Origin of the sequence: Shewanella putrefaciens (assembly GCF_016406305.1) — a bacterium.
Classification (GTDB): Bacteria; Pseudomonadota; Gammaproteobacteria; order Enterobacterales; family Shewanellaceae; genus Shewanella; species Shewanella putrefaciens_C.
Genome location: NZ_CP066369.1, coordinates 3,651,139 through 3,676,731, shown reverse-complemented (window position 1 = coordinate 3,676,731; position 25,593 = coordinate 3,651,139). Strand labels below are relative to the sequence as shown.

The 25,593-nt window shown below is 47.6% G+C and carries 22 protein-coding genes; 7 read left to right on the top strand and 15 right to left on the bottom strand.

Annotated features, from left to right (window positions below; genetic code table 11):
- Positions 1–103: 103 nt before the first annotated feature.
- Positions 104–832, top strand: a complete 729-nt coding sequence (locus JFT56_RS16040; protein WP_198781002.1) for an HDOD domain-containing protein — start codon at positions 104–106, stop codon at positions 830–832.
- A 59-nt stretch (positions 833–891) separates the two neighbouring features.
- Here the strand turns inward: JFT56_RS16040 and JFT56_RS16035 are convergent, their stop codons facing one another.
- On the bottom strand, positions 892–1,797 hold the full coding sequence (locus JFT56_RS16035; RefSeq protein ID WP_198781001.1) for a LysR family transcriptional regulator: 906 nt from the start codon (positions 1,795–1,797) through the stop codon (positions 892–894).
- A gap of 200 nt (positions 1,798–1,997) precedes the next feature.
- Here JFT56_RS16035 and metE point away from each other — a divergent pair, with 200 nt between their 5' ends.
- Positions 1,998–4,280 (top strand): 5-methyltetrahydropteroyltriglutamate--homocysteine S-methyltransferase, encoded by a 2,283-nt coding sequence (metE, locus tag JFT56_RS16030; RefSeq protein ID WP_198781000.1) that lies wholly within the window; start codon positions 1,998–2,000, stop codon positions 4,278–4,280.
- Positions 4,281–4,424: 144 nt separating this feature from the next.
- Here metE and queG read toward each other — a convergent pair whose 3' ends face one another.
- Entirely contained in the window at positions 4,425–5,627 is a 1,203-nt protein-coding gene (queG, locus tag JFT56_RS16025) for a tRNA epoxyqueuosine(34) reductase QueG (protein WP_198780999.1), read from the bottom strand.
- Between the two features lie 154 nt (positions 5,628–5,781).
- On the opposite strand from queG, the gene JFT56_RS16020 reads away from it, so the two are divergent.
- Positions 5,782–6,579 (top strand): substrate-binding periplasmic protein, encoded by a 798-nt coding sequence (locus tag JFT56_RS16020; protein ID WP_198780998.1) that lies wholly within the window; start codon positions 5,782–5,784, stop codon positions 6,577–6,579.
- A gap of 20 nt (positions 6,580–6,599) precedes the next feature.
- Here JFT56_RS16020 and JFT56_RS16015 read toward each other — a convergent pair whose 3' ends face one another.
- A complete protein-coding gene (locus JFT56_RS16015) occupies positions 6,600–8,462 on the bottom strand; it encodes a diguanylate cyclase domain-containing protein (protein WP_420136028.1) in 1,863 nt (620 codons plus the stop codon).
- A 219-nt stretch (positions 8,463–8,681) separates the two neighbouring features.
- On the opposite strand from JFT56_RS16015, the gene JFT56_RS16010 reads away from it, so the two are divergent.
- Together JFT56_RS16010 and JFT56_RS16005 are read left to right on the top strand one after the other, a co-directional pair.
- Positions 8,682–9,206 carry a phosphatase PAP2 family protein gene (locus JFT56_RS16010; RefSeq protein ID WP_198780996.1) on the top strand — a complete coding sequence of 175 codons (525 nt, stop codon included), beginning with the start codon at positions 8,682–8,684 and terminating at the stop codon, positions 9,204–9,206.
- Between the two features lie 32 nt (positions 9,207–9,238).
- Complete coding sequence (locus JFT56_RS16005; RefSeq protein WP_198780995.1) at positions 9,239–9,673, top strand: DUF3069 domain-containing protein; 435 nt, start codon at positions 9,239–9,241, stop codon at positions 9,671–9,673.
- 72 nt (positions 9,674–9,745) lie between these two features.
- On the opposite strand, the gene JFT56_RS16000 is transcribed toward JFT56_RS16005, so the two are convergent.
- The 4 genes from JFT56_RS16000 to JFT56_RS15985 all read right to left on the bottom strand — a co-directional run bounded on the left by JFT56_RS16000 (position 9,746) and on the right by JFT56_RS15985 (position 14,224).
- Positions 9,746–11,434 carry an NAD-dependent malic enzyme gene (locus JFT56_RS16000; RefSeq protein WP_198780994.1) on the bottom strand — a complete coding sequence of 563 codons (1,689 nt, stop codon included), beginning with the start codon at positions 11,432–11,434 and terminating at the stop codon, positions 9,746–9,748.
- 260 nt (positions 11,435–11,694) lie between these two features.
- Complete coding sequence (locus JFT56_RS15995) at positions 11,695–12,159, bottom strand: DUF1456 family protein (RefSeq protein WP_198780993.1); 465 nt, start codon at positions 12,157–12,159, stop codon at positions 11,695–11,697.
- 148 nt (positions 12,160–12,307) lie between these two features.
- Complete coding sequence (locus JFT56_RS15990; protein WP_198780992.1) at positions 12,308–13,594, bottom strand: Nramp family divalent metal transporter; 1,287 nt, start codon at positions 13,592–13,594, stop codon at positions 12,308–12,310.
- A gap of 90 nt (positions 13,595–13,684) precedes the next feature.
- Complete coding sequence (locus JFT56_RS15985) at positions 13,685–14,224, bottom strand: PH domain-containing protein (RefSeq protein ID WP_198780991.1); 540 nt, start codon at positions 14,222–14,224, stop codon at positions 13,685–13,687.
- A gap of 206 nt (positions 14,225–14,430) precedes the next feature.
- On the opposite strand from JFT56_RS15985, the gene JFT56_RS15980 reads away from it, so the two are divergent.
- Entirely contained in the window at positions 14,431–17,016 is a 2,586-nt protein-coding gene (locus JFT56_RS15980; protein ID WP_198780990.1) for a TonB-dependent receptor, read from the top strand.
- Positions 17,017–17,137: 121 nt separating this feature from the next.
- On the opposite strand, the gene JFT56_RS15975 is transcribed toward JFT56_RS15980, so the two are convergent.
- From JFT56_RS15975 to JFT56_RS15955, 5 genes are all read right to left on the bottom strand, one after another.
- The gene (locus JFT56_RS15975; RefSeq protein WP_198780989.1) at positions 17,138–17,638 is read right to left on the bottom strand and encodes a DUF4447 family protein; all 501 of its coding nucleotides are present in this window, start codon (positions 17,636–17,638) and stop codon (positions 17,138–17,140) included.
- Between the two features lie 31 nt (positions 17,639–17,669).
- Entirely contained in the window at positions 17,670–18,077 is a 408-nt protein-coding gene (locus JFT56_RS15970; RefSeq protein WP_007645391.1) for an SMI1/KNR4 family protein, read from the bottom strand.
- A 241-nt stretch (positions 18,078–18,318) separates the two neighbouring features.
- Entirely contained in the window at positions 18,319–19,104 is a 786-nt protein-coding gene (locus JFT56_RS15965) for a RelA/SpoT domain-containing protein (protein WP_198780988.1), read from the bottom strand.
- Positions 19,105–19,320: 216 nt separating this feature from the next.
- Positions 19,321–21,411: a M13 family metallopeptidase gene (locus JFT56_RS15960; RefSeq protein ID WP_198780987.1), complete on the bottom strand. Its 2,091-nt coding sequence runs from the start codon at positions 21,409–21,411 to the stop codon at positions 19,321–19,323.
- 262 nt (positions 21,412–21,673) lie between these two features.
- The gene (locus JFT56_RS15955) at positions 21,674–22,228 is read right to left on the bottom strand and encodes a sugar O-acetyltransferase (RefSeq protein ID WP_198780986.1); all 555 of its coding nucleotides are present in this window, start codon (positions 22,226–22,228) and stop codon (positions 21,674–21,676) included.
- A gap of 88 nt (positions 22,229–22,316) precedes the next feature.
- Here JFT56_RS15955 and rsuA point away from each other — a divergent pair, with 88 nt between their 5' ends.
- Positions 22,317–23,057: a 16S rRNA pseudouridine(516) synthase RsuA gene (gene rsuA / locus JFT56_RS15950; RefSeq protein ID WP_198783611.1), complete on the top strand. Its 741-nt coding sequence runs from the start codon at positions 22,317–22,319 to the stop codon at positions 23,055–23,057.
- A 75-nt stretch (positions 23,058–23,132) separates the two neighbouring features.
- Here rsuA and JFT56_RS15945 read toward each other — a convergent pair whose 3' ends face one another.
- From JFT56_RS15945 to JFT56_RS15935, 3 genes are read right to left on the bottom strand one after another with little or no spacing between them, the layout of a single operon-like run.
- Positions 23,133–24,089 carry a DUF4097 family beta strand repeat-containing protein gene (locus JFT56_RS15945; RefSeq protein ID WP_198780985.1) on the bottom strand — a complete coding sequence of 319 codons (957 nt, stop codon included), beginning with the start codon at positions 24,087–24,089 and terminating at the stop codon, positions 23,133–23,135.
- Complete coding sequence (locus JFT56_RS15940; protein ID WP_198780984.1) at positions 24,086–24,661, bottom strand: anti-sigma factor; 576 nt, start codon at positions 24,659–24,661, stop codon at positions 24,086–24,088. Before JFT56_RS15940 ends, JFT56_RS15945 begins: the two co-directional genes overlap by 4 nt.
- Positions 24,661–25,194 carry an RNA polymerase sigma factor gene (locus JFT56_RS15935; RefSeq protein WP_198780983.1) on the bottom strand — a complete coding sequence of 178 codons (534 nt, stop codon included), beginning with the start codon at positions 25,192–25,194 and terminating at the stop codon, positions 24,661–24,663. Before JFT56_RS15935 ends, JFT56_RS15940 begins: the two co-directional genes overlap by 1 nt.
- Positions 25,195–25,593 lie beyond the last annotated feature (399 nt).

The following is a 25,593-nucleotide window of genomic DNA, read 5'->3' as shown; positions in this document are numbered from 1 at the left end:
CACAATTATTCTGCGACTTAGGGCTGAAATTCTTTGTAGTTTGGGTATGATGTGAGCGGTATTCGAATCATCTTATAGCTAATTAACAGGTGTAAAGTGTCTTATGACAGATCTTGAGCAACAGGTTTTTACTCAAGTGAGAGCCATCATAGCGAATGAAGAGCAAGTGATTGGCCGCCGAGGAATTCTTATTCCGCTCAAAAAGGCGATCCTTGCCGAAGGCGATATTCGTAATGTGATCGATATTATTTCGAGCGATCCGGCATTGTCGGCGCATATGTTGATGCGTAGCAATTCGGCGCAGGCTTCTGGCGTAGTAAATCCTAAATCACGTTCCTTAAAAGATGCCCTAATCCGTTTAGGCCAAGTGAATATCTACCGCTATGCCTTCACGTTTTATTTGAAAGAACGCCTCGATGAATTGCCACAACCCTATAAGAAGTTAGTGCAAGGTTATTGGAAATTAACCGAAAATATCGCTACCGATGCGGTTGATAGTTTAGCCGAAATGAAGGGAATGGATGTCGATCCCGATGAAGTGCAAACCCTAGCGTTATTTAGTGTATTTGGCCAAATTATTGCACTCACCGCCTTTGCCTATCTGAATGCCAGTTCGGAGGAGTCTTTCCCGTTAAGCGTGATTAAGTCTTTGATTGATAACCAGCAGCAAACTTTAACCATAGAGGCCTTCGAGGCCTTAGATCTCGACCAAGATCTGCGCCAAGAGTTTATGATCGCCCATAATCTGCGCCAGACCCGTAACCCAAATTCGCCTGGGTTAATCCTGCGCCGAGTATTGTCAATGCGCGGTTTATTGCTTAATCCGCTCTAAGATATTTTGATAAAAACAAAGCCTGCGATTGCAGGCTTTTTTATTAAAGTGTCAAAAACTTAATTGGACTTTTGCTGACGAGCTAAGCCTTCACTCGCCACCAGCTGCAGCCAGTTTTGTACTAAGGCGGAATTCGCACTGTGGCGGCGATAGGCGCCGAATAAAGGACGTTTTAACCCTTCTTGCCCCAGTTTTACCGTAGTTAGGCTTAGGCCATGTCCTTCGTTGATTGACCAGTTTGGCAGGGCGGCGATACCGTCCTTACAGGCGATGCGCTGCAATAACATCATGGTCAAATCGCAGGTTTTTTGTTCACCAGCCTCGACGCCCGCGGGCTCTAAAAAGTGGCGGTAAATATCTAAACGCGCCAGTGGCACCGGATAGCTGATAATGGGTAAGCGCGCCAATTGCTTGGGCGTAACATAGGCTTCTTTTGCTAAGGGATGATCTTTGGCGACCACTAACTTCACTTCAAAATCAAACAAATGCTGATAGGCGAGCGAGTGCCCTGGCACGGGATCCGATGTCAGCACTATATCGAGTTCACCCATTTCTAGGGCATTGAGCGAGTCGAACAGATGACGGCTTGATAAGTCTAACTCGGCCTGCGGATGATCTTGCCTAAATTGCTCCATCACAGGCATTAACCAGCGAAAACAGCTGTGGCATTCAATCCCGACTCTGAGCTGATTGGTTTCTGTCTCCAAGCCATTTTTGAGATCGGTTTCCGTCTCCAACACCTTAGGCAAAATCTCTTCGGCGAGGTGCAATAGCCGTGCGCCTTCTTGAGTAAAGGAGAGGGGCTTACTTTTACGCACAAAAATGGGCGAGTTAATTCGTTGCTCTAACTCCTTAATTTGATGGGAGAGAGCGGATTGAGTGACAAAACGTTTTTTGGCTGCGCCCGCTAGGCTGCCACTTTCCTTCAGTGCCATTAAGGTTCGCAGATGTCTTAGTTCGATCATGATCACTCCAAGTGAATTTCGCTCATGTTGTGCTTGAAATCAATTCGGTTGCTGGCATAGAGACTATCACAATAAACTTCTAGACGTCCAGACGCCCATTGTGATTTATCTAGGCTTAAATGCGAAAAGTTGCCAAGAAAACACCATCTGCTGGGTGCTAGTGCCGAATATGGCTTATCTCAAATAAAGGAAGATATGGTATGCAATTAAACAGTCTTGGTTTTCCCCGTATCGGGCGTCGTCGTGAACTGAAGTTTGCCCTCGAAAAATACTGGCGTGGAGAAAGCACTCAAGCTGAGCTGCATGGAGTGGCCAAGGAGTTACGTCGTACCCATTGGCAATGGCAAGTGGCCGCCGGGATTGAGCAAGTGCCGGTAGGGGATTTTGCCTTTTACGATCAAGTGTTAACCCTGAGTGCGACTTTAAATGCCATCCCAGATCGCCACCGCGGTGAAGGCGCAATCGATCTTGATACCTTATTCCGCGTTGCCCGTGGCCGTGCGCCAACTGGCACCGATGCGCCAGCCTCGGAAATGACGAAGTATTTCAACACTAACTATCACTACTTAGTGCCAGAGCTTAAGCAAGACCAAGTGTTTTCTATCGCCTATGAGCAGTTTTTTGATGAAGTGGCCGAGGCGCAGGCGCTGGGTTATCAGGCCAAGCCCGTGTTACTAGGTCCCGTGAGTTACTTGTACCTGGCTAAAACCGTGGGTCAGGACTTCGATAAACTGAGTTTATTGCCTAATTTATTAAAGACTTATGCCGACATTCTTGCGCGTTTTGCTGCGCAGGGTGTGACTTGGGTACAGCTTGAAGAGCCGATCCTGGCGCTCGAATTAACTCACGAGTGGCAAGTGGCGATTAGCGATGCTTATCAAGCACTTAAAACGGCTCAAGTGAAGATTTTACTCACGAGTTACTATGGCAGCATTAGCCATCATCAGGCTTTGGTATCCGCGCTGCCCGTTGTCGGTCTGCACTTAGATCTTGTCACTGCGCCTGAGCAATTAGCCTTGTTTGCCAATGCCTTAAGGCAAGATCAGATTCTGTCTGTTGGTGTCATCAATGGTCGCAATGTGTGGGCGGCAGAGGTTGACCTGATTGTCGATCGTATCGGCAGTGTTGCCCGTGACTTATGTTCACCTGAGGGCTCACGCCTATGGATTGGCACCTCATGCTCACTGCTACACAGCCCTGTGGATTTAGAGGTCGAAACGACACTTGCCCCGACGCTGTGTCAGCAGCTTGCGTTTGCGAAGCAAAAGCTGCTGGAACTGGCCAATGTGCGCCAATTGCTGCTGGCACCTGAGTCTGTCGCGGCAAAGGAGATAGTTAACACCTGTGTGGCCCGCCGTGAGGCCAAGGCTCTGGCGGCAGATACTCAGGTGATCGCCCGTGTTGCTGCGCTGACTCAAGCCGATTATGAACGTGTTAGTGAGTTTAGTGAGCGCCAAGCGGTGCAGCAGCGCAAGTATCGTTTGCCATTGCTGCCGACGACCACTATTGGCTCCTTCCCACAAACGCCGGCTATCCGAGGCCTGCGCAGTCGCTGGCGTAAAGGAGAGTTGAGCGATGCGCAATATACCGAGCAGTTGCAGCAAGTGACCCGCGATACCATAGACCGTCAGCTCAAACTGGGTATTGATGTGCTGGTACACGGTGAGGCCGAGCGTAATGACATGGTGGAATACTTCGGCGAGCAACTCGAAGGTGTGGGCTTTACCAAAAATGGTTGGGTGCAGAGCTATGGTTCTCGCTGTGTTAAGCCGCCCTTGATTTATGGCGATGTGAGCCGCCCTAAGGCCATGACGGTTGATTGGGCTGAGTTTGCGCAGAGTCTCACCGACAAGCCGGTCAAAGGCATGTTAACGGGGCCGGTGACGATTCTGCATTGGTCATTCGCCCGTGAAGATATCAGCGGCGATACCATTGCCACCCAATTGGCGTTGGCGATTCGTGATGAAGTGGTCGATTTACAACATGCGGGCATTGGTATTATTCAAATTGATGAGCCCGCCTTCCGTGAAGGGCTGCCATTAAAGCAAAGCGAGTGGCAGGCTTACTTAGATTGGGCGGTCAATGCCTTTAAACTGAGTGCGGCAGGTGTGGTGGATGAAACCCAAATACACACTCACATGTGCTATAGCGAGTTTAACGACACGATTGCCGCGATTGCCGCCATGGATGCGGACGTGATCACCATAGAGACTTCGCGTTCACGCATGGAGCTGCTCAACGCCTTTGAAGATTTTGAATATCCAAATGAAATTGGCCCTGGCGTTTACGATATCCACTCGCCCAATACCCCAAGTGTTGAGGCCATGGTGCAGCTTATCGAAAAAGCCGCGCAAAAAGTGCCAGTGCGCCAACTCTGGGTTAACCCAGATTGCGGCCTTAAGACTCGCACCTGGGCTGAGGTAGAACCTGCGCTGAAAAATATGGTCGATGCGACCCGCGAACTGCGTCGCCGCCTTGGCTAAGGGGGTAGTTTTAGGCAGTAGGCATTATCCCCATAAAGCCAGATATTGATATATCTGGTTTTTTACTGCCATTTTAGCTTGTTAGGAAAATTGAGTTTGAATTTGAGTTTGAGTTTGAGCTTGAGCTTGAGCTTGAGTTTGAGCTTAGGCGTCCCGTGGTAAACCTTTCTCGATAATTCGCACTATGCGATCGGTTTTACGGCGGGCTTTTTGTTGGGCTGTTGCCTCGCTTTCGGCTAGGCGCAATTGCTGGGCCTTAAGTGCCCATTCGATATGCTCACGTACTATCTCATCGATATCTTCGCCGTCATTGCGGGCCTTAAGTGCGGTAATGATGGCGGGATTTGCTGGGGCATTACCCAGCGCAACGGCGATATTTCTCAGCCAGCGATTATGGCCGATGCGGCGAATAGCGCTGCCCTCTGTGTGTTTGAGAAACTCGGCTTCGCTCCATGCAAAAAGGTTGAGAAGTTCAGGCTGCTGTAACTTAGGACGAATGTGGAAGTCGGTTTCTTCCGTCAGCGGCGCCTCTCGATTGATGGGGCAAACGAGTTGGCAATCATCACAACCGTAGATTCGATTGCCCATCAGTGGCCGTAACTCCTCTGGGATAGACCCCTGCAGTTCTATGGTGAGATAGGAAATACAGCGTCGACCGTCGATCACATAGGGCTCGACAATCGCTCCCGTTGGGCAGGAGGTGATGCAGGCAACGCAAGTATTGCAGCCTTCGGCAATAGGGATATCGATTGGCAGAGGAAGGTTGATCAGTAGCTCCCCCAAAAAGAACCAACTGCCCGCATCATGGTTGAGTATGAGTGAGTGCTTACCCGTCCAGCCAATCCCGGCTTTTTCGGCTAAGGGCCGCTCGAGTATCGGGGCCGAATCGACAAAGGGGCGAAAATCGGCGGCATCGAAACCGAGGTTAATTAATTCGGCGCTGATCTGATCCCCTAGCTTTTTAAGTCGAGCGCGGATCAATTTATGATAGTCGCGCCCTCCGGCATAGCGGGAAATATAACCTAGATTGGGGTCGGTAAGATTCGTGGCAAAGCCTGCTTCTGGGGGCAAATAATCCATGCGTACCGCTATCACCCTCACAGTGCCTGGGTGCAATTCCTGTGGGCGCGCGCGCATCATTCCATGGTTAGCCATATAGGCCATTTCGCCGTGATAGCCCTTATCCAACCAAGCTTGAAGCTGGCTTTCCTGCGCGGTAAGGTCGGTATCACAAATCCCCACCTGTGCAAATCCGAGTGCTTTGCCCCATGTCTTTATCTGCAGTGCGAGCCTAGCGAGTTCGCGGGCATTGGGTTGGTTGGAGTTGCTATGGGTAACAATGGACATGAATGGGAAAAATGCGCTAGGTTTGATGGCGCTATGATAACAGTTTTCCTCCGTTGAGCACGATTTTCATCTGTTACAGTGAAGATAGGCGCTCCCTTGCAATGGGCATAGGTATATCTATGATTAGAGTAATTTCTGCCATTTTGGTAACCCTATGTTGAGTGTGTCGTTCTCAAGGCTCGTCTTGTTGGTGATGGGGCTGCTGCTCTTGTTGCCTAGCGATGGATCTGTGGCTGAGGAAAAATTGAAATTGGTCACCGAAGTGTGGCCGCCCATGAGCTATGAGCAAAATGGTATTCCCCAGGGGTTTGGCGTGGAGTTGGTTAATCTGCTCCAGGCCAGATTAGGCCAGCAGGAGAAAATTAATGTGCTCCCTTGGGCTCGGGCTTATTCGATTGCCAGTTCTTCGGCCAATGTGTTGCTGTTTGCGACCTCAATAGGGGATGAGCGTGAAAGCCTATTTGATTTTATTGGGCCAATAGCAACCAGTAAGATCGCTTTATATGCCAGAGCTGACGATCCGATAACGATTAATCATTTAGCCGAGGTCAAAACTGCGGGGCTGGTGGGGGTTTACCGTGAGTCCGCGGGTGCCCAGTTATTAGCCTTATCTGGCGTTAATAACCTGCTCGTCGCCAGTTTTCCCCAGCAATCTGCCAAACAATTATTATTTTCTCGGGTGCGTTTTTGGTGTCAGGCTGACCTTGCCGTCAAACATCTATTGGAGGAAATCGGTGCGAAGGAAGCAGATGTACAGCAAGTGTATGTGGTTTCGGAAATTAAGCTGTATCTCGCCTTTTCGAAAGGGACTGCCGCCGAACTGGTGTTAAGTTGGCAGGCGGAGCTTGAAAAAATGAAGAATTCTGGCGAGTTTAGCCGTTTATATCAACATTGGTTTGGGGATTTACCTCCGCCGTTAGAGCATCAGATTTTTTGGCATAAAAATACTTAAGCCTTAACTTAAACCTTAACTTAAGCGCTGGCATTGTCTGAGTCATCGTCCGGCTTATCGTCTAAGCCATCGGCTGATTTTACGCAGTTTCTCCCCGCATGTTTAGCGGCATAGAGGGCCTTGTCTGCCCGCTTCAGCAAGCTGGCAAAATCTTTATCTGGCGATTCTTTCCCTAGGGTGGCGACCCCGGCGCTCACTGTTAATGTCAGTTCATGGGGTAATTCTTGATGGCTGAATTCAGTAATTTTGCTTTGCAATTGATGGGCAAATTCCTTGGCTCGTTTAGCATCGGTATTGGGCAGTAGGATCAAAAACTCTTCACCACCGATACGGCCTAAATGGTCTTTATTTCCCGTAAGGGCTTGGCCCGCATTGGCTATAGTGATCAGCGCCCGATCGCCAATTTCATGGCCAAAGTTATCGTTGATTTGCTTGAAATGATCCGCATCGAAAATCATCACCGAGAATGGATGTTGCTGCTTTAACGCTTGCTGGAAATACTTGGCTGCTTGGGCATAAATATGCCGCCGATTCGGCAGTTGGGTCAGATAATCGGTTAGGGCAATGGCTTGCAGCTGACGATTTCGATGTACTTGTTTATAGGCGAAAAGAGAGACTATAACGAGTATGCAGACAGTTAGCAGCAAGATGATGTATTGCAATGACTTATTCTGCTCAAGTAGGGCAAGTTCCTGCTCTTTCAGTGTTTGATTTTCAATGAGCCGTTCATTTTCTAAGGTTATGCGGCTGGTATCGAATTTAACTTTTAATTCAGTGGTTTGTAGGTCGAGTGAGTTACCATCCACTTTTTTTGTGATGACCATAAACTCCTGTAATGCACCATAGGCTGCGGGTAAATTATCCATGGCGGCATACACCTCACTCTTTAACTGCAGGAGCTGAACCAATCCCCGATCATTATGCAGGGAACGAAAGGCTTCTTCTCCTTCAGTGAGCTCGATAAGGGCCTCGGCATAGTGACCCCGTTTAAATTGAATTTCCCCCATAAACAGTTTCATAAAACTGTAGGCTGTGGGTTCTTTTTCGGTGATAACCGCCGCGGCTTCGGCTAAATAACGCTCGGCTTCGTCGAGGCGATTGAGTTGAATTAAGCTGTATGCAATATTCGTCGCGGCAATGGCGGCGGCAACTGTCTGCTGATGTTCCTTATAATAGCGGTAACTTATCAGAAATTGCTCTATCGCTTGCTGGTGCTCACCGAGTTCATCTAAGGCTAAGCCAATATCTGAGATGACTAAGATAGCTTGGTCTTGGTTGTTGTTTTTTAAATAAACATCTTTAAGTTTATTGTAATAACGAATGGCGCTCTTTGGATCGCCGTAGCGTCTAAAGCTGGTGGCTACATCGGCAAGGTTGAAATTGGCCCAGCCCGTTAAATTTAATGATTCGTACAGATCCTGCGCTGTCACTAGATCTTCTAATGCCGAAGAAAAATCACCAATATAAGAATATAGGGAGCCACGAAGACTGCGTGAGTCGGCGATAAGCTTTAGGTCTTCATACTCATAGGCGCGTTTCACGCTCAGATCGTAGCCTTCCATCGCACCTTTCATATCGCCACTTAAATACAAATACCAAGCATGGCAGAGGGTTAAGTCTGTGACATAGTGAGGGCTGGCGTTTGGGGGAATATTGGCCAGGGCGTGGGTCGTATAGGCAAGCGCTGAATTCACCTCCTGCTCGGTTTCAGCGGCCTGATTCCAGCATTTTAACAACTGCAATTTTTCGGTTCGAATAACATCATCGGCGGGGATCAGTTTGCTTAGTTGCGCAATATCCTCTTTGACCGCTTCAGGAGTCATAGTGTCGCCGCGTTCATGCTTTGCAAATATTTTATCAACCAGTGTTTTTTCTTCGGCCATGGCAAAGGGTTGCGTAAAGAGTAGCAACAAAAGGAGTGATAAATAGCGCACTGGATGTGACAAAGTGAATAATTCCTATCCGCGTTGAAATCAATAGCTAATCATCATCTTAGCATAGTCTTTTTCGTCACAGCTGATATAAAACAAGTACAATTTTGCATTCCCGTGACTATCAAGGTATAAACGTCGCCTTGGAATTTACCCGAAAAGGAATCATCGGTGAAAAAGTTATTCTGTGTACTGTTAGTCATTCTCAGTGGCACCAGTTGGGCCAGCTCAGATTTAGAAACTTCGGGCGATGTACTGCATTTGATGTTGCCAGCTACGGCGATGGGGGCCACCTTATTTTATGAGGACGGCTACGATGGCAGTTGGCAATTAATACAGGCGGCGGTATCGAGCCGTTTAGTGGTCGAAGGCCTAAAGTATGGGGTGAGTAAGGATAGACCCGATGGCAGTGGCGATGACTCTTTTCCATCGGGCCACACCTCGGATAGCTTTATGGCGGCGACCTTTATCCAGCAGCGTTATGGTTGGCAATATGGTTTACCCGCCTATATCGTCGCCTCCTACGTAGGTTACACTCGAGTGGCGAGTGACCAACATTATTTAGAAGATGTGCTCGCGGGCGCCGCGATTGGGGCATTAGCGGGTTGGTATTTTACTGACCCCTATAAAGGGATTACAGTGACGCCCTTAGCGGGTAATGGTATTTACGGTGTGTATATTAGTGGCCGGTTTTAGCCACTGTCATTAGTCAAGATTAGAGAGTGTTTATGAGCGAATTATCAGCCGCTTATCGTGAAACTGCCGAGCAGATTTCCCACAATGTCGCCAATAAAGTGTTACCTATGGCGAAATTGCCCGAGAGCTTATTAGCGGCCTATCAAGGTTTATGTGCCGAGCTGTTAGAAGATAGAGAAGCTAAATTTAGCCAAGCTTGGGATGCGTTGCCCGCCAGTGCGCGTAATCTCATGTCACAGGCTGAGTTCCATGGTTTTTATATTGCTAACGCTTGGTTGCAATTAAGCCGAGTCGCGCAGGAAATTTCTGAGCAGGCGGATACGGACGAAGCGATTAACGAGAAGGAATACAACGGGATATTTACCCGTTTGGCCGATGAGTCGCTCAAGGAAAGCCTGCGTAAGTTGAAAAAGGCCCGCACCGATCGTTCTATGCTCAATAGCTTTAAACAGGTGATGGCGCCTTAAAGCATCAGATTGTGTCAGATAGCAAAAGCCCGTCATTCGACGGGCTTTTTACTTAGCGTTGAAGCTCAACGGTTAGAACGACGTGCGCTTATAGCGGCGGTATTCAGGTTTCCAGAAATTATCTTCAATCGCCTGCTTAAGTAGCTCATCACTTGCAGGTAAGGATAAACCCTGCTCAATCGCCACTTTACCAACGGCAAAGGCGATATGTTTACTGACCGAATGAATATCTTCCAGTTTTGGCAGTAATGGGCCGCTGCCATTAATGGCCAAAGGTGAGCATTCGGCGAGGGCGCGACTCGAGGCCATTAGCATGGCGTCCGATACGTGGCGCGCACCCGAGGCTAACACACCTAAACCAATACCAGGGAAGATAAAGCTGTTGTTACACTGGGCGATCTCATAGGTTTCACCTTCGACAACCACTGGCTCAAATGGGCTACCTGTGGCAACTAAGGCTTGGCCTGAAGTCCAGTGCAGAATGTCTTTTGGCGTCGCTTCGACGCGGCTAGTCGGGTTAGACAGCGGGAAAATAATCGGCCGCGCACAGTGGCTGTGCATAGCGCGGATAATTTCCTCGGTGAAAAGCCCCGGCGCGCCAGACACACCAATCAGCACTGTGGGCTTGGCGTTGTTGACGACATCGAGCAACGAAATATTGTCGCTAAAGTTGCTCCAGTTGCTGATGTCGGCGCATTTTTGTGCCAGTTTTTGCTGGAAGGGCAACAGGTTCGGCATGTTGTCCAGCAGCAGTCCCCAGCGGTCAACCATGCAGACTTGGCTGCGAGCTTGCTCGTCGCTTATCCCCTCGGACACCATCTGTGCCACTATGGCTTCGGCGATACCACAACCTGCGCTGCCCGCACCTAAGAAGGCAATACGTTGTTGATTCAGTTCTGTCCCCGCGGCTTTACAGGCGGCGAGTAAGGAACCGACAGTGACAGCCGCAGTACCTTGAATATCATCGTTAAAACAGCAGTAACGATCCTTATAACGCTCAAGGATTGGCATCGCATTCTTTTGGGCGAAGTCTTCAAATTGGATCAGGGTATCTGGCCAGCGTACATGTACGGCTTGCATAAAGGCTTCGATAAACTCGGCATATTCTTCACCGCCAATACGGGGATGGCGCCAACCCATGTACATAGGATCTTCCAACAATTGTGGATTATCGGTGCCTACGTCTAAGGTGATGGGCAGGGTATATGCGGGGCTGATCCCACCACAGCTAGTGTAGAGCGACAACTTACCAATCGGGATCCCCATGCCGCCAATGCCCTGATCGCCTAAACCTAAGATACGTTCACCGTCGGTCACGACGATGATCTTTACCTTTTGGCGCGTCGAGTTATTGAGGATGTCATCGATCCTGTCCTTGTTCGGGTAGGAGATGAACAGACCGCGGTTACGGCGATAGTTTTTCGAGAAGCGCTCACAGGCCAAACCTACCGTCGGGGTGTAGATGATTGGCATCATTTCACTGATGTGATTTTGCACTAAACGATAAAACAGGGTTTCGTTGGTGTCTTGGATATTGCGTAGGTAAATATGCTTGTCGAGATCGTTATTGAAACTTCTGAACTGATCGTAGGCGCGTGACGCCTGTTCTTCAATCGTTTCAATGGCGTAGGGGACTAAGCCTTCGAGGTTAAAGAAAATACGCTCTTCTTCAGAAAATGCACTGCCCTTGTTAATCAATGGGGCTTCAAGAATGGCAGGTCCTGCAAACGGAAGATAGAGGGGGCGTTTATTATCGTCCATGGGTAACCTTTGAGTTATTGTGTAAGTGGTTCGATACGTGCTGTAAGTCACGTAAGGTTATCATGAAATGTGATCTTTGTTGCCCGTGTCGTGAGGTATTTGTGGTTTTTTTTGCACCACAGCCAAGTACCTTTGTTTAAAACGAGATTCAGTAACGCGATTGTCGGCGGCCTTTTAGGGTTTTAGGCCGTTTGTGGGCGGAGGGGATAAACAAAAAACGCAGCCTAGGCTGCGTTTGATTTTATCGACGAAACTGCGCGTTATGCGCCGCGATACTTGAGGGATAAACCACGGATAAAGTTACGCAGAATTTGATCGCCACACTCTTTGAAGTTTTTATGATCAGGGTTTCTAAAGAGGGCGCTCAGTTCTGATTTTGACATTTGCACTTCGGCAAGGGCTAGGGTTGCCACTATATCTTCTTCACGCATTTCGAGGGCGACTCTGAGCTTTTTGAAGATTAAGTTGTTATTTAAGCGTGACACTGGCTTTGGTATTTCAGCCCCTTCACGTAAACCACGTTTCTCTATGATAAGACCATCTAAAAACTGACATAGTGTCGTGTCGTTGCAAGCCTTATAACCTTCTTCCTCTTCTTTACGCAGAAGATTAATCATCTCTTCGACGGGCACTTCTTTTCCGGCTTTGGCAAAAATTTTAATCATTTTGGCATTGCTGAAATCAAACACGAAGCGCAAACGGCGCAAAATATCATTGTTAATCATGGTCATCTCTTGGCGCGGCTGCGCTGTCTGGTTTAAGAGCCGACATTATATACTTAAAGTCACAGAAAAGCAGGAAAGTCTAGTGCGGATGATTTTGCGGCTGTGCGGCATGGGCTCTAGTCGATATCTCATGCTCCGGTTTGTCAAACTACACTTTAACCACTAGATACCAGTAAATAAAAAGCACAGCAAAAATAAGTAAATAGCTTAAACCAAACCAAGATAGCAGCTTCATTTTAAGGCCGTATCTTTCATCCTCTGGGAGTTGTGTGCTGGTCATTAAGCGGTAGTTTAGCCACGCAAACACGACCGTAGTCATAAAGGCCAAAATCATCACAAATTCAAGCAAGGGCAGTAATGCCCCCTTAAAGAACAGGATCAGTAATAAACCTAGGGCGCTCACGGCAAGCATTATTCCTGTGAGAGCTCGGTCGTTACTTTTATCGAGGGATGCGGGGCGAGCCAATAATCGCCAGCCCATATCTAAGGTGCGACTGTAGCCATCGATAACGGTGACAGTTGTGCTGAATATGCATAAAAAGGCTACTATACCAATAAGATAGCGGCTATCTTCACCCATGGCTTGGCTATATAAATTAATCAATTGCTGGGCAAATTGCGCGCCAGAATCAGAGAAACCCTCGCCACTGCCGTGCATCACCAATGCGCCAAGTGCGAGGAATACGATGGCGAGGAGCGCGGTGACTATATAGCCCAAATTGAAATCCAGTAGGGCTTGGGATTTAGTGACTTGTTCGGTTTTTTGTTTTTCCAGTAGCCAGAGTGAGTTCCAGGCGCTGACCTCAATGGGAGCTGGCATCCATCCCATCATAGCGACAAGAAAACCCACATAGGCCCATTGCCAAGGTGAGGGAGAAACAAAATTGCTCGCTAATGGCTGAGCATGATCCCACGCTAATGTGGCGGCAATTAATGTGGTGAGCGTCAGGGCGAACATAATGATTTTTGTCAGTTTGTCTAGCAGTCGATAGTGACCAAAAATAAGTAAAATCAATGAACTGATTAACACTAACAGGGCCAACCAATCAATCGGCAATGGGATAAATTGCGTCAGCATGGCAGCCGTTAGCATGCAAACGCCCGCCGTACTGGCGATGGCGGCAATTACATTGAGTCCCGTAAATAGCCAGAGATAGCCACGGCCTTGTTTCAAGTAACCGTGCAGTAAACTTTCTCCCGTGGCGGCGGTGTAACGCGCTCCAGCGGCAAAGAAGGGATACTTCAATAAATTCACCCCTAAAATAACCCAAGCGAGTTGCCAGCCAAATTCGGCCCCTGCACGGGTGGATGCAACTAAGTGGGATGCACCAATGGCAGCCGCGGCCATCAAGACACCGGGGCCCATGGCCTTGATGCCGAGGGCAAGTCGGGTGGACCAAGTGGTTACGGGAGCGGTTATTAAAGATTGAGTCATGTCGTTATCTAATGTTGCCTATTTGATGGGGGGCCATTTGATATATTTTTTATCAATTGGTGATTAATCAATTTTGTAGAAAACCTTGGGCTAGCCACCGAGTTTTTGGCTGAGTAGGGCTTCAATCCGTTTTAAGCTCGCCGTGATTTCTGCCACATTATGAATGAGCGGATCATGGGGTGCTAAGGGTGAATTAGCCTGGGAAGCTTGGGGGATCAGACGCTCTTTTTGTGTTAGCACTAAGCTCCTAAACTTTGGTGCATCGACCACGCCAACTAAGCTAATCAAGGCCCCCGAACCCGATTGGCCTGCCGTTTCAACGGTTAGTTTATACAGGCCCATGAGTCGCATTATCGGGCCTTGGATCAGTGCCATATCGGTAATTTTATCTAAGGGAACCGTGTTTTCGGTGCGCGTTAATATTCCCCTGCATACGATAAGTTTATTGTTCGTTAAGCGTGCGCTCATATTGCTAATATAACGACGTGTTCCCCATAACCCAATTGGAAACCATAGTAATAACAAAGGAATGCCTATAATACTTAGGCTGAAATAGGCCGCCCCAGAGAGTAGCCAATACCAGCCTAAATTGTCCTCAAATTCTGCTTCATAAATGATTTTGTCTTCCATAGGTATCTCTTCAGTCCTGTATGCGCGCATCGCTATCTTGGAATATCTTGCTGGGAAAATACATTATTTTAATATGTAACAAAAGTTTAACTTTTTTCAGTCCCCCATTGACTTTGGCTTGTAACCCATTACCTTGTAATTGTTAAATTTAGGTTTCAATTAAGTAAATATAATTTTAATAAAAACAACAATACTAGGGAATGTAAATGAAAAGACCTCAAATTCTACCCAGTGCTTGCGCAATTGCGATTGCCATGGCATTTGCCCCAACTGTTGCCCATGCCGCTGATAACGGTGCAGAAAAAGTTGAACGTATTGAAGTAACGGGCTCCCGTATTAAGCGAACGGATATCGAAGGGCCTTCACCCATTCAGTCGATCAGTAAAGATGATATCGCCAATATGGGCTTTGATAACCTGCAGCAATTGCTCGAACGTATGCCTGCAAACGGCGCCGGAGCCTTCTCGACCCGAGGAAACAGCCAAGATTCTACCGCCAACGGTGGCGCGTCTATCAGTTTGCGCGGCTTAGGCCCTGATGCAACACTGGTGCTCATTAACGGTCGCCGTGTTGCGGCGAGTGCTTTTGCCGAAGGTATTACTAATTCCTTCGTCGATATTAACAATATCCCCGTTTCAGCTATTGAACGTATCGATATCCTTAAGGATGGCGCTTCGGCGATTTATGGTTCCGATGCGATCGCGGGTGTGGTGAACATAGTTCTGAAGAAAGACATTGAGGGTATTGAGGTTAACGTCGGCTACGGTGAAACCTCGGGCACAGGTTATGATGAAACCACGGCTAATTTAGTCTGGGGTATAAAGGCTGATAAGGGCAGTGCCTCGGTTATTCTCGATTACTTTAAAAACGATACGCTTTCAGCGACGGACTTAGGGCGTTTTGGCGTTGCTAATCAATCGCCTTACGGTGGTGAAGATTTCCGTTCTTCACGCGGTTTTCCTGGTTATTTTTATGTCGATGGCGTGAAAACCATAGATCCTGCTTGTCCTCCCGATAGCGCAACCTCGAGTGGTAGCTGCCTATTTGAATATGGTCCATACAATCTAGTGGTGCCAGCAGCGGAACGTATCGGCGCTATTGGTCAATTTGATTATCACTTCAACGATGATTTAACCGCTTTCCTCGAACTCGCTGCGCAGCACAATACTTCGATTGCGGGAGGTGCACCAACGCCACTCGATGAGGATGCAGGATTAACGGTTCCTGGTACTCATCCGAATAACCCTTGGGGCAAAGATATCGAAATTGGTCGTTTCCGTACTGTGGACGCGGGAGCGCGCCGTTGGGATATTGAATCCGATACCCTACGCATAGTGGCGGGTTTACGTGGCACAGTAAAAGAATGGGATTGGGAAGCCACAGTACAACGTGGGCGCAGCGAATCGACTCAAACGGGCGATCGTAGCCAAGGTTGGGTGAGAACCGATTATCTTCAGGCTGAAATCGATGCGGGTCGTTACAACCCATTCGGTGGCACAATGAATTCCCAGGAAGTGATTGATGCCATTACCACTAGCCTAGTGCGTCAAGGTTTATCCACCATGACCTCCTATGCGGCCAATATCACAGGCCAAGCGTTCACGCTGGCCGATCGCGATATCATGATGGCGGCGGGTGTTGAATACCGTGAAGAAAGCGTGAGTGATGTACCCGATGAGCAGTTCCAACGTGGATTGATTTTTGGTACTGAAGCCGTATCTGCCGCCGCATCTCGCGATCAGTATGCGGGTTATGTGGAGTTTTCGATTCCGGTTACCGAGAGCTTCGAATTACAACTCGCGGGTCGATATGACAACTATAGCGATTTCGGCTCAACGACTAACCCTAAGGTCGCTTTCCAATGGGGGATTACCGATGAACTCACTACCCGTGGTTCTTGGTCTACGGGGTTCCGTGCTCCGTCATTGGCGCAAATCGGTTTAGGCCCTTCACGTGAAAGTAGTTTCTTTATCGATACTTACCGCTGCGCTGCCGATGGTGTTGATTGTGAAGCATTGGATTACAACACTGAGTTCCAAGGTAACTCTGAGTTGGATGCTGAAGAGTCTGAGACTTGGAACGTCGGCATGATCTGGGCACCTAGCCAGCAGTTCGATATAGGTTTTGATATCTTCAGTATCACCCAAGATAATAAGATTGATAAGCAGCCCTTGGGCGATATCTATACTGCGAACTGTAATGACCAAAGCAGCACAGTGTGTGAGCGTTTAGCGCCACAGGCGGGGCAAACCTTAGGTCCAATCAGTATCATCCATTCAAGCTTTATCAACTTAAGTTCACAGGATGTGCAAGGTGCGGATATTTCAACCCACTACGGACTCGAATTGGATTCCTTTGGTGATTTGAAATTTGGCCTAGAGTACAGCTACTTACATAACTTCGAGAAAGATGGCCTCGAGTACACTGGCGAGTACAAGTTCCCTCAACACCGTTGGTTACTGACCAACAATTGGACTATGGATAACTTTGCTGCCAACGTGAACGTAAGTTATATCGGTGAATTTGAAGATACACCCGATATTGACTTTGATGGCGTGCTTGACTTCGAAAGCAACACATCACGTACGATTGAGGCGCAGATATTAGTCGATATGTCAGGATCTTATCGCTTTAATGAGATGTTTAAACTGACCTTAGGGGTGAACAACGTATTCGATGAAGAGCCACCCTTCGCCATCGGTGACGGTGACACTGATCTTTATGGCTATGTTATTTCAGTACATAACCCTATGGGTCGTTATATCTACACTAAACTGACGATGAATTTCTAATCTAAGGTTAACTTAGCTCACGCTATGCAGTATTAGCTAAGAGTGTTGCGAGATAAAAACGGCGCCTAGTGCGCCGTTTTTTATGCCATATCCCGAGCCGAGCATTCGGGGTACCTGGGCATTAGAGCTGAGTGGCCGCCCATTTAGCGCGGCTTTCACGGCTTTCGCTTAAACCATTTTGCTCACGGTAAGCCTTATAGGCTTCCACATCTAAGGCAATTAGGCTGACATCCACTTCGAGCACTAACTTACATTCCTTTTTGATCCGCCAAGCGGCGGTGTTATATAACTCGGTCAGCGGCAGGGAGCTTAAAAATTCCGGATTATATTGGGTGTAAATCCCTTGGGTAGGATAGACCACAAAGGCGAGTCGACGTTTAGGTTCTTTCTTAAACAGAGCTTCGATACCATCGCTGGTATTGAGCACTTGCATCTCGATAATGTCATCGATTTCTAATAGTTTCTTCTGGGCCAGTTCTGGCACGGGCGACTCGCCGTTTTCCCAGGACAATACGTCGGCTTCGCTGTGATTGGTGAGTTGGCCCACTTGCGCCACACTAAGGCTAAGTGATTGGCGTAGGTAGCTCATTTCGATGGCGTTCAAGCCAATATTTTTAGACATAATGCGGTTCTCAAGTTCGATATAAATAAGTTTAGTATTTAATTTTTAACCAAATATCTTCGACCCACTCCCAAAAGGATTCCCAATAGATATCGGCAAAGTCGCCATCCTTCCAAAAATGCACTTGGCCATCTTGGTCGATGCAGTAAAAATCGTCACCCAGCTGGCAGATGGCAATCATGTCCCTTGGCATACCGATTGACCAAGCATAGCAGGTCACTTCGGGTAAATAGGTGTGGGAATAGGGATCGGCCACTGTGACGGGTTCTATGGCGCCATAAATAACATCGCTGGCATAGAGCAGGTATTCCTTTAACTCCCGCGGCAGCGAGATCAAAATCTGCTCTTCCACTTCGACCAATTGCTCGAATGTGGGCAATTCGAGCGGCACGGGCACGGTTTCACTGCGTTCTTGGAGCTGCTCAATAATATCGTGCATGGCGTTTCCTGACTGTGGCATTGGGCTGTGACTGGGACTATGGCGCGGGATTATATACCCAAGCACCCCTTAGATGCGAATTTCAGCTTGCCTAGGATTTTAGATTCAAGACGTGTTAATGGCTAAATGTGGGTCCGCATTTGAATGGACTCGGAATGACTCGGGATAGATTGTAAAAGTCTTAGCTAAAAAAAGCGCTGGTATCTTTGCAGATAACCAGCGCAAGAGTGGAAGCGGTTGCTTAAGCCACGGCGGCTCTTAATAAACTGGCATTATCGACCCGTTTATAGTTAAGCCACGTTTTATGGTAGAGCTTATGCGATTTTTGGCGTAATTGGGCGATTTGCGCTAATTCAAACTCGCTTAAAGGGCGTTGTTGTTTGATGGCGTTGGCTTCAATTAATTGCACTTTTTCATAAACCTGATGCTCTGGGCCACTTTTGATCTGGGCAATGTCCTTAAGGTGTAACTGGACTTCGGCAATCATACCTGTGCTGGGTAAACGTACCAGTAAGTTTAAGTCACGGTAACCTGAGGCCTTAGGTTCGGCAAAACGGTTTTTCTGTTTAACGACTTGGGTTTGTTCTGTGAGTATATGATAAGCCTGCATCAGTTCTTGAATGCTATCTGTGACTATGCTGGCTCTCGCAAGATCGGTGAGTTGGCTGGCATCCCCTTTAAATTTTGTCGCTACTTTTTGTGCTGCGCGTGGGTAACTTTTAACCGGGGGAATAATGATCTGTGAGCCTGACTGCGCGGCGATGTTTTGCAGTAATTGGCTTAATTCCGCTTGGGCATAGTGGGCGTTGGCATATAAGTTTGCTAAGTCGCTTGAGGTTTGGCGTGGTGTGTCGAAGGTTTGGCTGCTAATGGCATAAAGACCTTCTAAATCGTGGCTATGTGTCTGTCTTGCACTGTAATTACCACGTTCGGCCTTAGCATCATTGATATCAAGGGGATTGGCTACTGCGGCGCGGGTCGATAATAAGAGTAGAAAAATAAAAAAGGTACGAAATAACTTATTCATAACGGCCTACTTCCTTATTGAAGTGATACACATCACAGTGACCACCTTAGGCTGCTATGGCTTAATTAGAGCTGAATCAATGATGAAGCTTTATTCATCTTCATCTTCATCTTGGGCTTATCCCCTTCGCCCGAGCCAATAAAAATGGCGCCACCCATTACAGGTCGCGCCATTTTGTGGCTCTGCCAAGGTGGCAGAGTTATGACTTAATTTGGCTTACCAAATTTTTACGCGTTTTTCTGGGGCGATATACATAGCATCACCGGGTTTTACTTCATAGGTAGTGTAAAACTCTGGCATGTTAGATAACGCACCTAAGGCGCGGAATTCCGCAGGTGAGTGTGGATCGGTCGCTACGCGGTTACGCAGTGCTTCTTCCTTGGCTTTGGCACGCCAAATTTGGGTGAAGCCGATGAAGAAACGTTGATCGCCAGTCAAACCGTCGATAACCGGCGCTTCTTTACCGTTCAGAGACTTCTTGTATGCGCGGTAAGCGATGGTCACACCTGATAGGTCACCAATGTTCTCGCCTAAGGTCAAGCTGCCATTGACATGCAGATCGTCAAATACTGCGTAACCGTCGTACTGGGCGATAAGTGCTTGGCCGCGGGCTGAGAACTCTTTTAAGTCCTGCGCTGTCCACCAGTCACGCATATTGCCTTCACCATCGAACTTGGCACCTTGGTCGTCGAAACCATGGCCCATTTCGTGACCGATAACCGCACCGATACCACCGTAGTTCACCGCATCATCCGCTTCCATGTTGAAGAAAGGAGGTTGCAGAATAGCCGCAGGGAACACGATTTCATTCATGGTTGGGTTGTAGTAAGCATTGACCGTTTGTGGTGTCATATGCCATTCATCTTTATCGATTGGCGCACCGAGTTTAGCCAGAGACTTAGCGTGCTCAACTTCACTGGCACGCATAGCGTTACCGATTAAGTCATCGGCCTTGATGGTCAGCTTGCTGTAATCTTCCCATTTGTTGGGGTAACCAATTTTAGGGTTAAATTTGGCTAACTTATCCGCCGCAGCCACTTTAGTGCTCTCGCTCATCCAAGTTAAATCTTTGATGCTGTCGCCGTAAGCGCCACGCAGATTTTCAACTAGGGCTTGCATACGCTCTTTGGCTTCAGGCGTAAAATGACGCTTCACGTACACTTTGCCGACGACTTCACCGAGAACAGCGTTAACAGCGGCTACACCGCGTTTCCAGCGAGGCTCTTGTTCTTCTTGGCCGTTTAAGGTTTTAGCGAAGAAGGCAAAGTTTTCGTTATCGAGTTCTTCGCTTAAGTTGCTTGCGGCGTGGGTCAGTACCTGCCACTGCATATAGGTCTTCCAAGTGGCGAGATCCGTTGTCTTGAGGATTTCGTTCAGGCCTTGGATATAGCTAGGTTGATTAACGATAATATCGGTTTGCTTATCGGCACCTAACGCGGCTAAGTAACCTGCCCAATCGATATCCGGCGCTAAGGTCGCCAGATCTTTTACTTGGTATAGGTTGTATGTCTTAGTGCTGTCACGGGTTTCTACAACATCCCAGTGCTTAGCGGCAATGGCGGTTTCTAGGGCTAGGATAGCTTCTGCGCTAGCCTTAGGATTTGCAAGGCCAGCTAGGGTAAACATTTTTTCGATGTGGGCGACATAAGCCTTACGAATATTAACGAAGCGCTCTGACTCGTTAAAGTAGTAGTCTTTTTCCGGCAGGCTTAAACCGTATTGCCATAGGTGAGTCGCATAGCGGCTCGAATTCTTGGCATCGATATCGATATAAAATGCCATCGGAGTCCCTGCGCCCGCGATTTGGCTGTGGGCGAAGTATTTTACTAATTCATTTTTATCTTTTAGGGCATTAATGGCATCAAATTCACCTTGGATTGGTGTCACGCCCAGTTTGTTGAGTGTGGCGGTATCCATAAATGAGCGATATAAATCGGCCACTTTTTGCTCGTCTGTACCAGCGGCTAAATTGGGTGTCGCAGCCACTTCTTCGATAATGGCTTTTACGTCATCACGGGATTTTTCACGTAGATCGTAAAAGGCGCCAATACTCGTGCGATCCCCTGGGATTTCAGTGTTTTTTAACCAAGTGCCATTGACATATTTGTAGAAATCGTCCTGTGGACGAACCGCTTTATCAAAATGAGCAAATTCAATGCCTGAGCCTAAGGCTTTTGTTACGGCGGCGGCAGTCGCGGATTTATTGATTTCTGCTTCTGGGGTTTTCACATCAGCGGGTTTGTCATTACAGGCAGTCAGGCCTGCAATAAGTGAGGCACATAGTCCCCCAATGAGTACTTTTCTCATGTCGTTTCCTTCGAGTTTATTATAGTGCCCATAATTGGGCTTTTTATTGGTAAAAACTGGGATTGCTTCAGGCGCAATGGGACCTATGTTAATGCTTTAAGGGGAAGCTAAACAAGGTGATTACACTTTTTATCGCGGATTTATCTTCAGTCATATGTAACTAAAGGTTACCAGTTGTCGTATTCGCCTCTTCAGCGTCAAAGTTACCGTATGCGAGCCTTTTCAGGTAAGCGAGTACTTAGTTTTATCTTTTTTAATGAACTTAAATGAGTTGCCTAATGGGCTTTGCTGGATTACCTGCGACCACGGTTTTGGCTGCCACATTTTTTGTGACTAGGGCTCCTGCGCCTATGATGGCGTCATCACCAATAGTGACACCTGGCATTATGATTGCGCCGCCACCAATCCATACCCGTTTACCGACCTTAATGGCTTTGGCGGTTTCTAACCCTGAGCAACGTAGCTCGGCATCGAGTGGATGACTCGAGGTGTAAAACTGCACATTGGGGCCGACCATAGTTTGCTCGCCAATATCAATGGGCGCATTGTCCTGTAAGGTGACATTCACATTGATAAACACTTTGTCGGCAAGGGTGAGATTGATGCCGTAACTGATAAAAATAGGCGTGGAGATAATCGCAGTGGGTGATTTATGGGGAATGAGTTGCTGACAGAGTTGGCTGTATTCTATGTTGTCTTGGTCAATAGTTTGATTTAATTGTCTATTTATTTGCTGTTGTTGGGCTCTTAAACTTAAGAGTTCGCTGGCAAGGCAGTTATATTCTTGGCCTGTGATCATCTTTTGGAACTCAGTCATGTCATTTTTCCCTATGTGACTGCTGTCAATGCCTAAGGGCTAAATAGGAACGCATCTCGTGTTCTGCAGCAATTCTTTGCCCTTTGTTATGCTCGGCCCCATAATACGGCAGTTTTCATTTATTAAGTTGAGTAATAACGTGCGTTTAGACAAATTTATCTGTGAAAGTACCTCGCTGACTCGAACACTGGCCAAAAAAGCTTTACACCGTGGCGATGTGAGTTGCGATGGCGTTATTGTCAAAGACTCGGGTTTTAAGGTGACCGATGGCATGCAGATTTGCCTCGAAGGTGAGCCTATAACCTTAGTGGGCGAGCGCTATTTGATGCTGAATAAACCAGTCGATACTATTTGCTCAACCATAGATGAAGCCTATCCCTCTGTCTTGAGTCTGCTTGAACTGGCAAAACCTGAAACACTGCATATTGCTGGTCGTTTAGATGCCGATACCACAGGGCTAGTGTTGATCACGAGTGATGGCCAGTGGTCACACCGGATCACCTCTCCGAAAAAAGACTGCGGTAAGCGCTATTTAGTGCAATTAGCCGAACCGGTCGATGCTGGCTTAATCGAGGTTTTTGCTGCCGGCGTTGAGCTTAGAAATGAAGAGGGACTGACCAAACCTGCGGTACTTGAGATCATTGAACCGCAATGTGTACGCTTAACTATCACCGAAGGCAAATATCACCAAGTGAAGCGGATGTTCGCCGCCGTGGGAAACCATGTCGTAGGTTTACACCGTGAGAGTATTGGACAAATCGAGTTGGACCCGGATTTAGCCCTAGGGGAGTGGCGTTACTTAACCGCCGAAGAGATAGCTTCAATCTGAAAGATTCCATAAACGGAAGCACGCTATAAAAAATGCCGCCTAAGTTTGGGCGGCATTTTTGTTACTAAGTCTTGATTAACCTTGCTTTAGGCTCAGGTTACCGCTGACGGTATTCATCCTGACATCCGCAGTGCCTGTGCCCGTTTGGAAGCTGAGGGATTCATTTGATACGTATTTTTGTTTTTGCGGTACATCCTGGCTTAGGCCATTTTTAATTTTGCCACCTGGACCTCCGTTTAAATCAAAACTGGCATCGGGCATGGCCGCGAAGGTGACGGTAATATCACCACTGACGCTTTCTAGGCTCGCTCTATCGAAGGTTTTTGCCAGTGATACTTGGCTGTCGCCGCTCACGGTTCTGAGAGTGATATCTTTTGCGGCGCTAAAGTTGGCGGTCACTTCACCCGACACTTGTTCAACTTTGACCTTTTCAGCTAGTGTTTGGCTGTTAAGATCGCCGCTCACGAGACGGTACTTGATTTCACCTTTGCTTTCCGTGTCGTTAATTTCACCGGATACAGTGTTTAGCAGGATTTTGCCATCTAATCCTTTGGTGTTGATATCCCCAGAGACAGAGTTCAGCGATGGATTACCGCTAAGGCCATCGGCGCTGATGTTGCCACTGACGGTATTTAAATCCAGTTCACCTTGCGTCTGAGTTATCTGTAGATTTGCCGAAATAGTGTCGGCACTGAGTTTAACTGTTTTGGGGACCATAATCGTCAGTTTTGAGCCGTTATTATCGCTGCCATTGTAATGTTGTGGCATTTTATCCTCGATATTCAGGTTATTACCTTTTTGCTCGAAGATAAAACCTTCGCTCAGTTCATCGAGGGTTCCGGTCACGCTCACCTCATTTTTATCCCAACTTTGGATCTGTACTTCACCACGCTGGATCTTGATTTGCAGTTGAGTCCCACTGCTGATACTCAATTGTTTGTCCACACTCTGGGCGGCAAACACTGTGCCCATTAAACCGAGGTAGAAAGTTGACACTAATAGACTGGTCTTGGTCAGGTTCATGTTGCTCATAGGGTGTTTCCTTGTGTTGAGTTTTTAATGGGCAGTTTTTGGCCTTGCTGCAGTAGTTCGAGTTCACGCTGCTGCACCCAAAGCCAGAGTTGCCAAAGTTGTTTATCGGTTGGATTCGCTTGTAATGCTTGATAAATCTGCGCACCTGCGCGCCTAAGTTCTTCTAATCCCTGCTCCAGTGGAGCACTTAAATGACGGGTCTGCCATATAAGCGCATTGGGCGTGTGTTCGAGAGCATCGACTTGCCCTTGGTGCATGGTGGCTATTTGCGTCAATAGAGTTTGCAAAGCCTTATCGCTGTCCTTTGGTGCTTGCTGCGCCGTGTTCTGTGTTGTGGGGGTTATCCCTTGGTATTGGTAGCCGAAAAATACCGCCAACAATATCGTCGCCGCCATGGCCCACTGCGGCCACAGTGGGCGACCGTATTTAGAGATATCCGCTTTGGGGCTCAATGGTTTATCCATGCGTTTTTCTATGGTCAACCAAAGGTCTCGTTCTGGGGCTAAGCCTTTAGGTGCCTTTGCGACCAATTGCTCGAGTTGTTCTTCACGGGAACGCGGCGTTAATGTCATTACAGCATCTCCTGTAGTAATTGCTTCGCTCTGTGGTATTGCGTCTTACTGGTGCCGACGGCAATGCCGAGTAAGTCGGCTATTTCCTCGTGTTGATAGCCTTCTATGGCACAAAGGACGAACACGATACGAGCCCGTTCTGGCAGCCTAAGGATCAATTTATCTAACCCTTGATAGTCCTCATCTGTGCCTGGGAACTGATGGTCGTTTTCCAGCGGTATAAAACGCGCCCAAAAGGATTTTTGCTTGCGAATACTGCTTAGGGCCTGATTTACACAAATGCTGTGTAACCAAGTTGAAAATTGGCTATCTCCCCGAAACTGCGGCAACTTTTGCCATACAAGAATAAAACACTCCTGGGTGACTTCTTCGGCCTGGGCCGCCTGGCCACACAAACGTAGAGAGAGCGCATAAATACGTTGATGATGGTTTAAGTACAGTTGCTTAAATGCTGAGCGATCGCCTTGTCCTGCTAAGGTAACAAGATCAAAGTCCGACGCTGTGCTATTGAGTGGGAGTATCCCTGCCGTCACTGTACTTTCCTGTCGTTATGGTTATTTGTTGTAGTTTTGACGCTATGGAAAGGTCAAAAGGTTTGGATCATTTTAAAAAATATTTATGTTGCACATTTTAGAGCATGTTGGCGTTTCAAGAATGTAGTAGAATTTATTGACAATAAGAGCGCTAAGTTTATGAAGTAAAATGTTTTATACAGAATGCTATCGTGAATAATGCGCCCCAAAATGTTCAATGTTATATAGTAACTCAATCAAATAGAAATAAATGAATTGGGCGCATTATGTGGCCCGCTATGCGGGGCGATATATGGGCTGGGAATGTTGAATAGGGGAATAAATCGGCAAGGATTATTGTATAAAAATGAACTTTTGATGTACTGGGAAACTTTTACTGCTAAAGGCCAAACTCCCAGC

Bases quoted from the DNA above. Each gene is read 5' to 3' on its own strand.
- JFT56_RS16020 (WP_198780998.1), top strand. From the start codon at position 5,782: ATGTTGAGTGTGTCGTTCTCAAGGCTCGTCTTGTTGGTGATGGGGCTG.
- JFT56_RS16005 (WP_198780995.1), top strand. From the start codon at position 9,239: ATGAGCGAATTATCAGCCGCTTATCGTGAAACTGCCGAGCAGATTTCC.
- JFT56_RS15975 (WP_198780989.1), bottom strand. From the start codon at position 17,638: ATGTCTAAAAATATTGGCTTGAACGCCATCGAAATGAGCTACCTACGC.
- JFT56_RS15945 (WP_198780985.1), bottom strand. From the start codon at position 24,089: ATGAGCAACATGAACCTGACCAAGACCAGTCTATTAGTGTCAACTTTC.
- JFT56_RS16035 (WP_198781001.1), bottom strand. From the start codon at position 1,797: ATGATCGAACTAAGACATCTGCGAACCTTAATGGCACTGAAGGAAAGT.
- JFT56_RS15980 (WP_198780990.1), top strand. From the start codon at position 14,431: ATGAAAAGACCTCAAATTCTACCCAGTGCTTGCGCAATTGCGATTGCC.
- JFT56_RS16040 (WP_198781002.1), top strand. From the start codon at position 104: ATGACAGATCTTGAGCAACAGGTTTTTACTCAAGTGAGAGCCATCATA.
- JFT56_RS15985 (WP_198780991.1), bottom strand. From the start codon at position 14,224: ATGGAAGACAAAATCATTTATGAAGCAGAATTTGAGGACAATTTAGGC.
- JFT56_RS15940 (WP_198780984.1), bottom strand. From the start codon at position 24,661: ATGACATTAACGCCGCGTTCCCGTGAAGAACAACTCGAGCAATTGGTC.
- JFT56_RS15990 (WP_198780992.1), bottom strand. From the start codon at position 13,594: ATGACTCAATCTTTAATAACCGCTCCCGTAACCACTTGGTCCACCCGA.
- metE (WP_198781000.1), top strand. From the start codon at position 1,998: ATGCAATTAAACAGTCTTGGTTTTCCCCGTATCGGGCGTCGTCGTGAA.
- JFT56_RS16015 (WP_420136028.1), bottom strand. From the start codon at position 8,462: ATGGCCGAAGAAAAAACACTGGTTGATAAAATATTTGCAAAGCATGAA.
- JFT56_RS15960 (WP_198780987.1), bottom strand. From the start codon at position 21,411: ATGAGAAAAGTACTCATTGGGGGACTATGTGCCTCACTTATTGCAGGC.
- JFT56_RS16000 (WP_198780994.1), bottom strand. From the start codon at position 11,434: ATGGACGATAATAAACGCCCCCTCTATCTTCCGTTTGCAGGACCTGCC.
- JFT56_RS15955 (WP_198780986.1), bottom strand. From the start codon at position 22,228: ATGACTGAGTTCCAAAAGATGATCACAGGCCAAGAATATAACTGCCTT.
- JFT56_RS15965 (WP_198780988.1), bottom strand. From the start codon at position 19,104: ATGAATAAGTTATTTCGTACCTTTTTTATTTTTCTACTCTTATTATCG.
- JFT56_RS15970 (WP_007645391.1), bottom strand. From the start codon at position 18,077: ATGCACGATATTATTGAGCAGCTCCAAGAACGCAGTGAAACCGTGCCC.
- rsuA (WP_198783611.1), top strand. From the start codon at position 22,317: ATGCTCGGCCCCATAATACGGCAGTTTTCATTTATTAAGTTGAGTAAT.
- JFT56_RS15995 (WP_198780993.1), bottom strand. From the start codon at position 12,159: ATGATTAACAATGATATTTTGCGCCGTTTGCGCTTCGTGTTTGATTTC.
- queG (WP_198780999.1), bottom strand. From the start codon at position 5,627: ATGTCCATTGTTACCCATAGCAACTCCAACCAACCCAATGCCCGCGAA.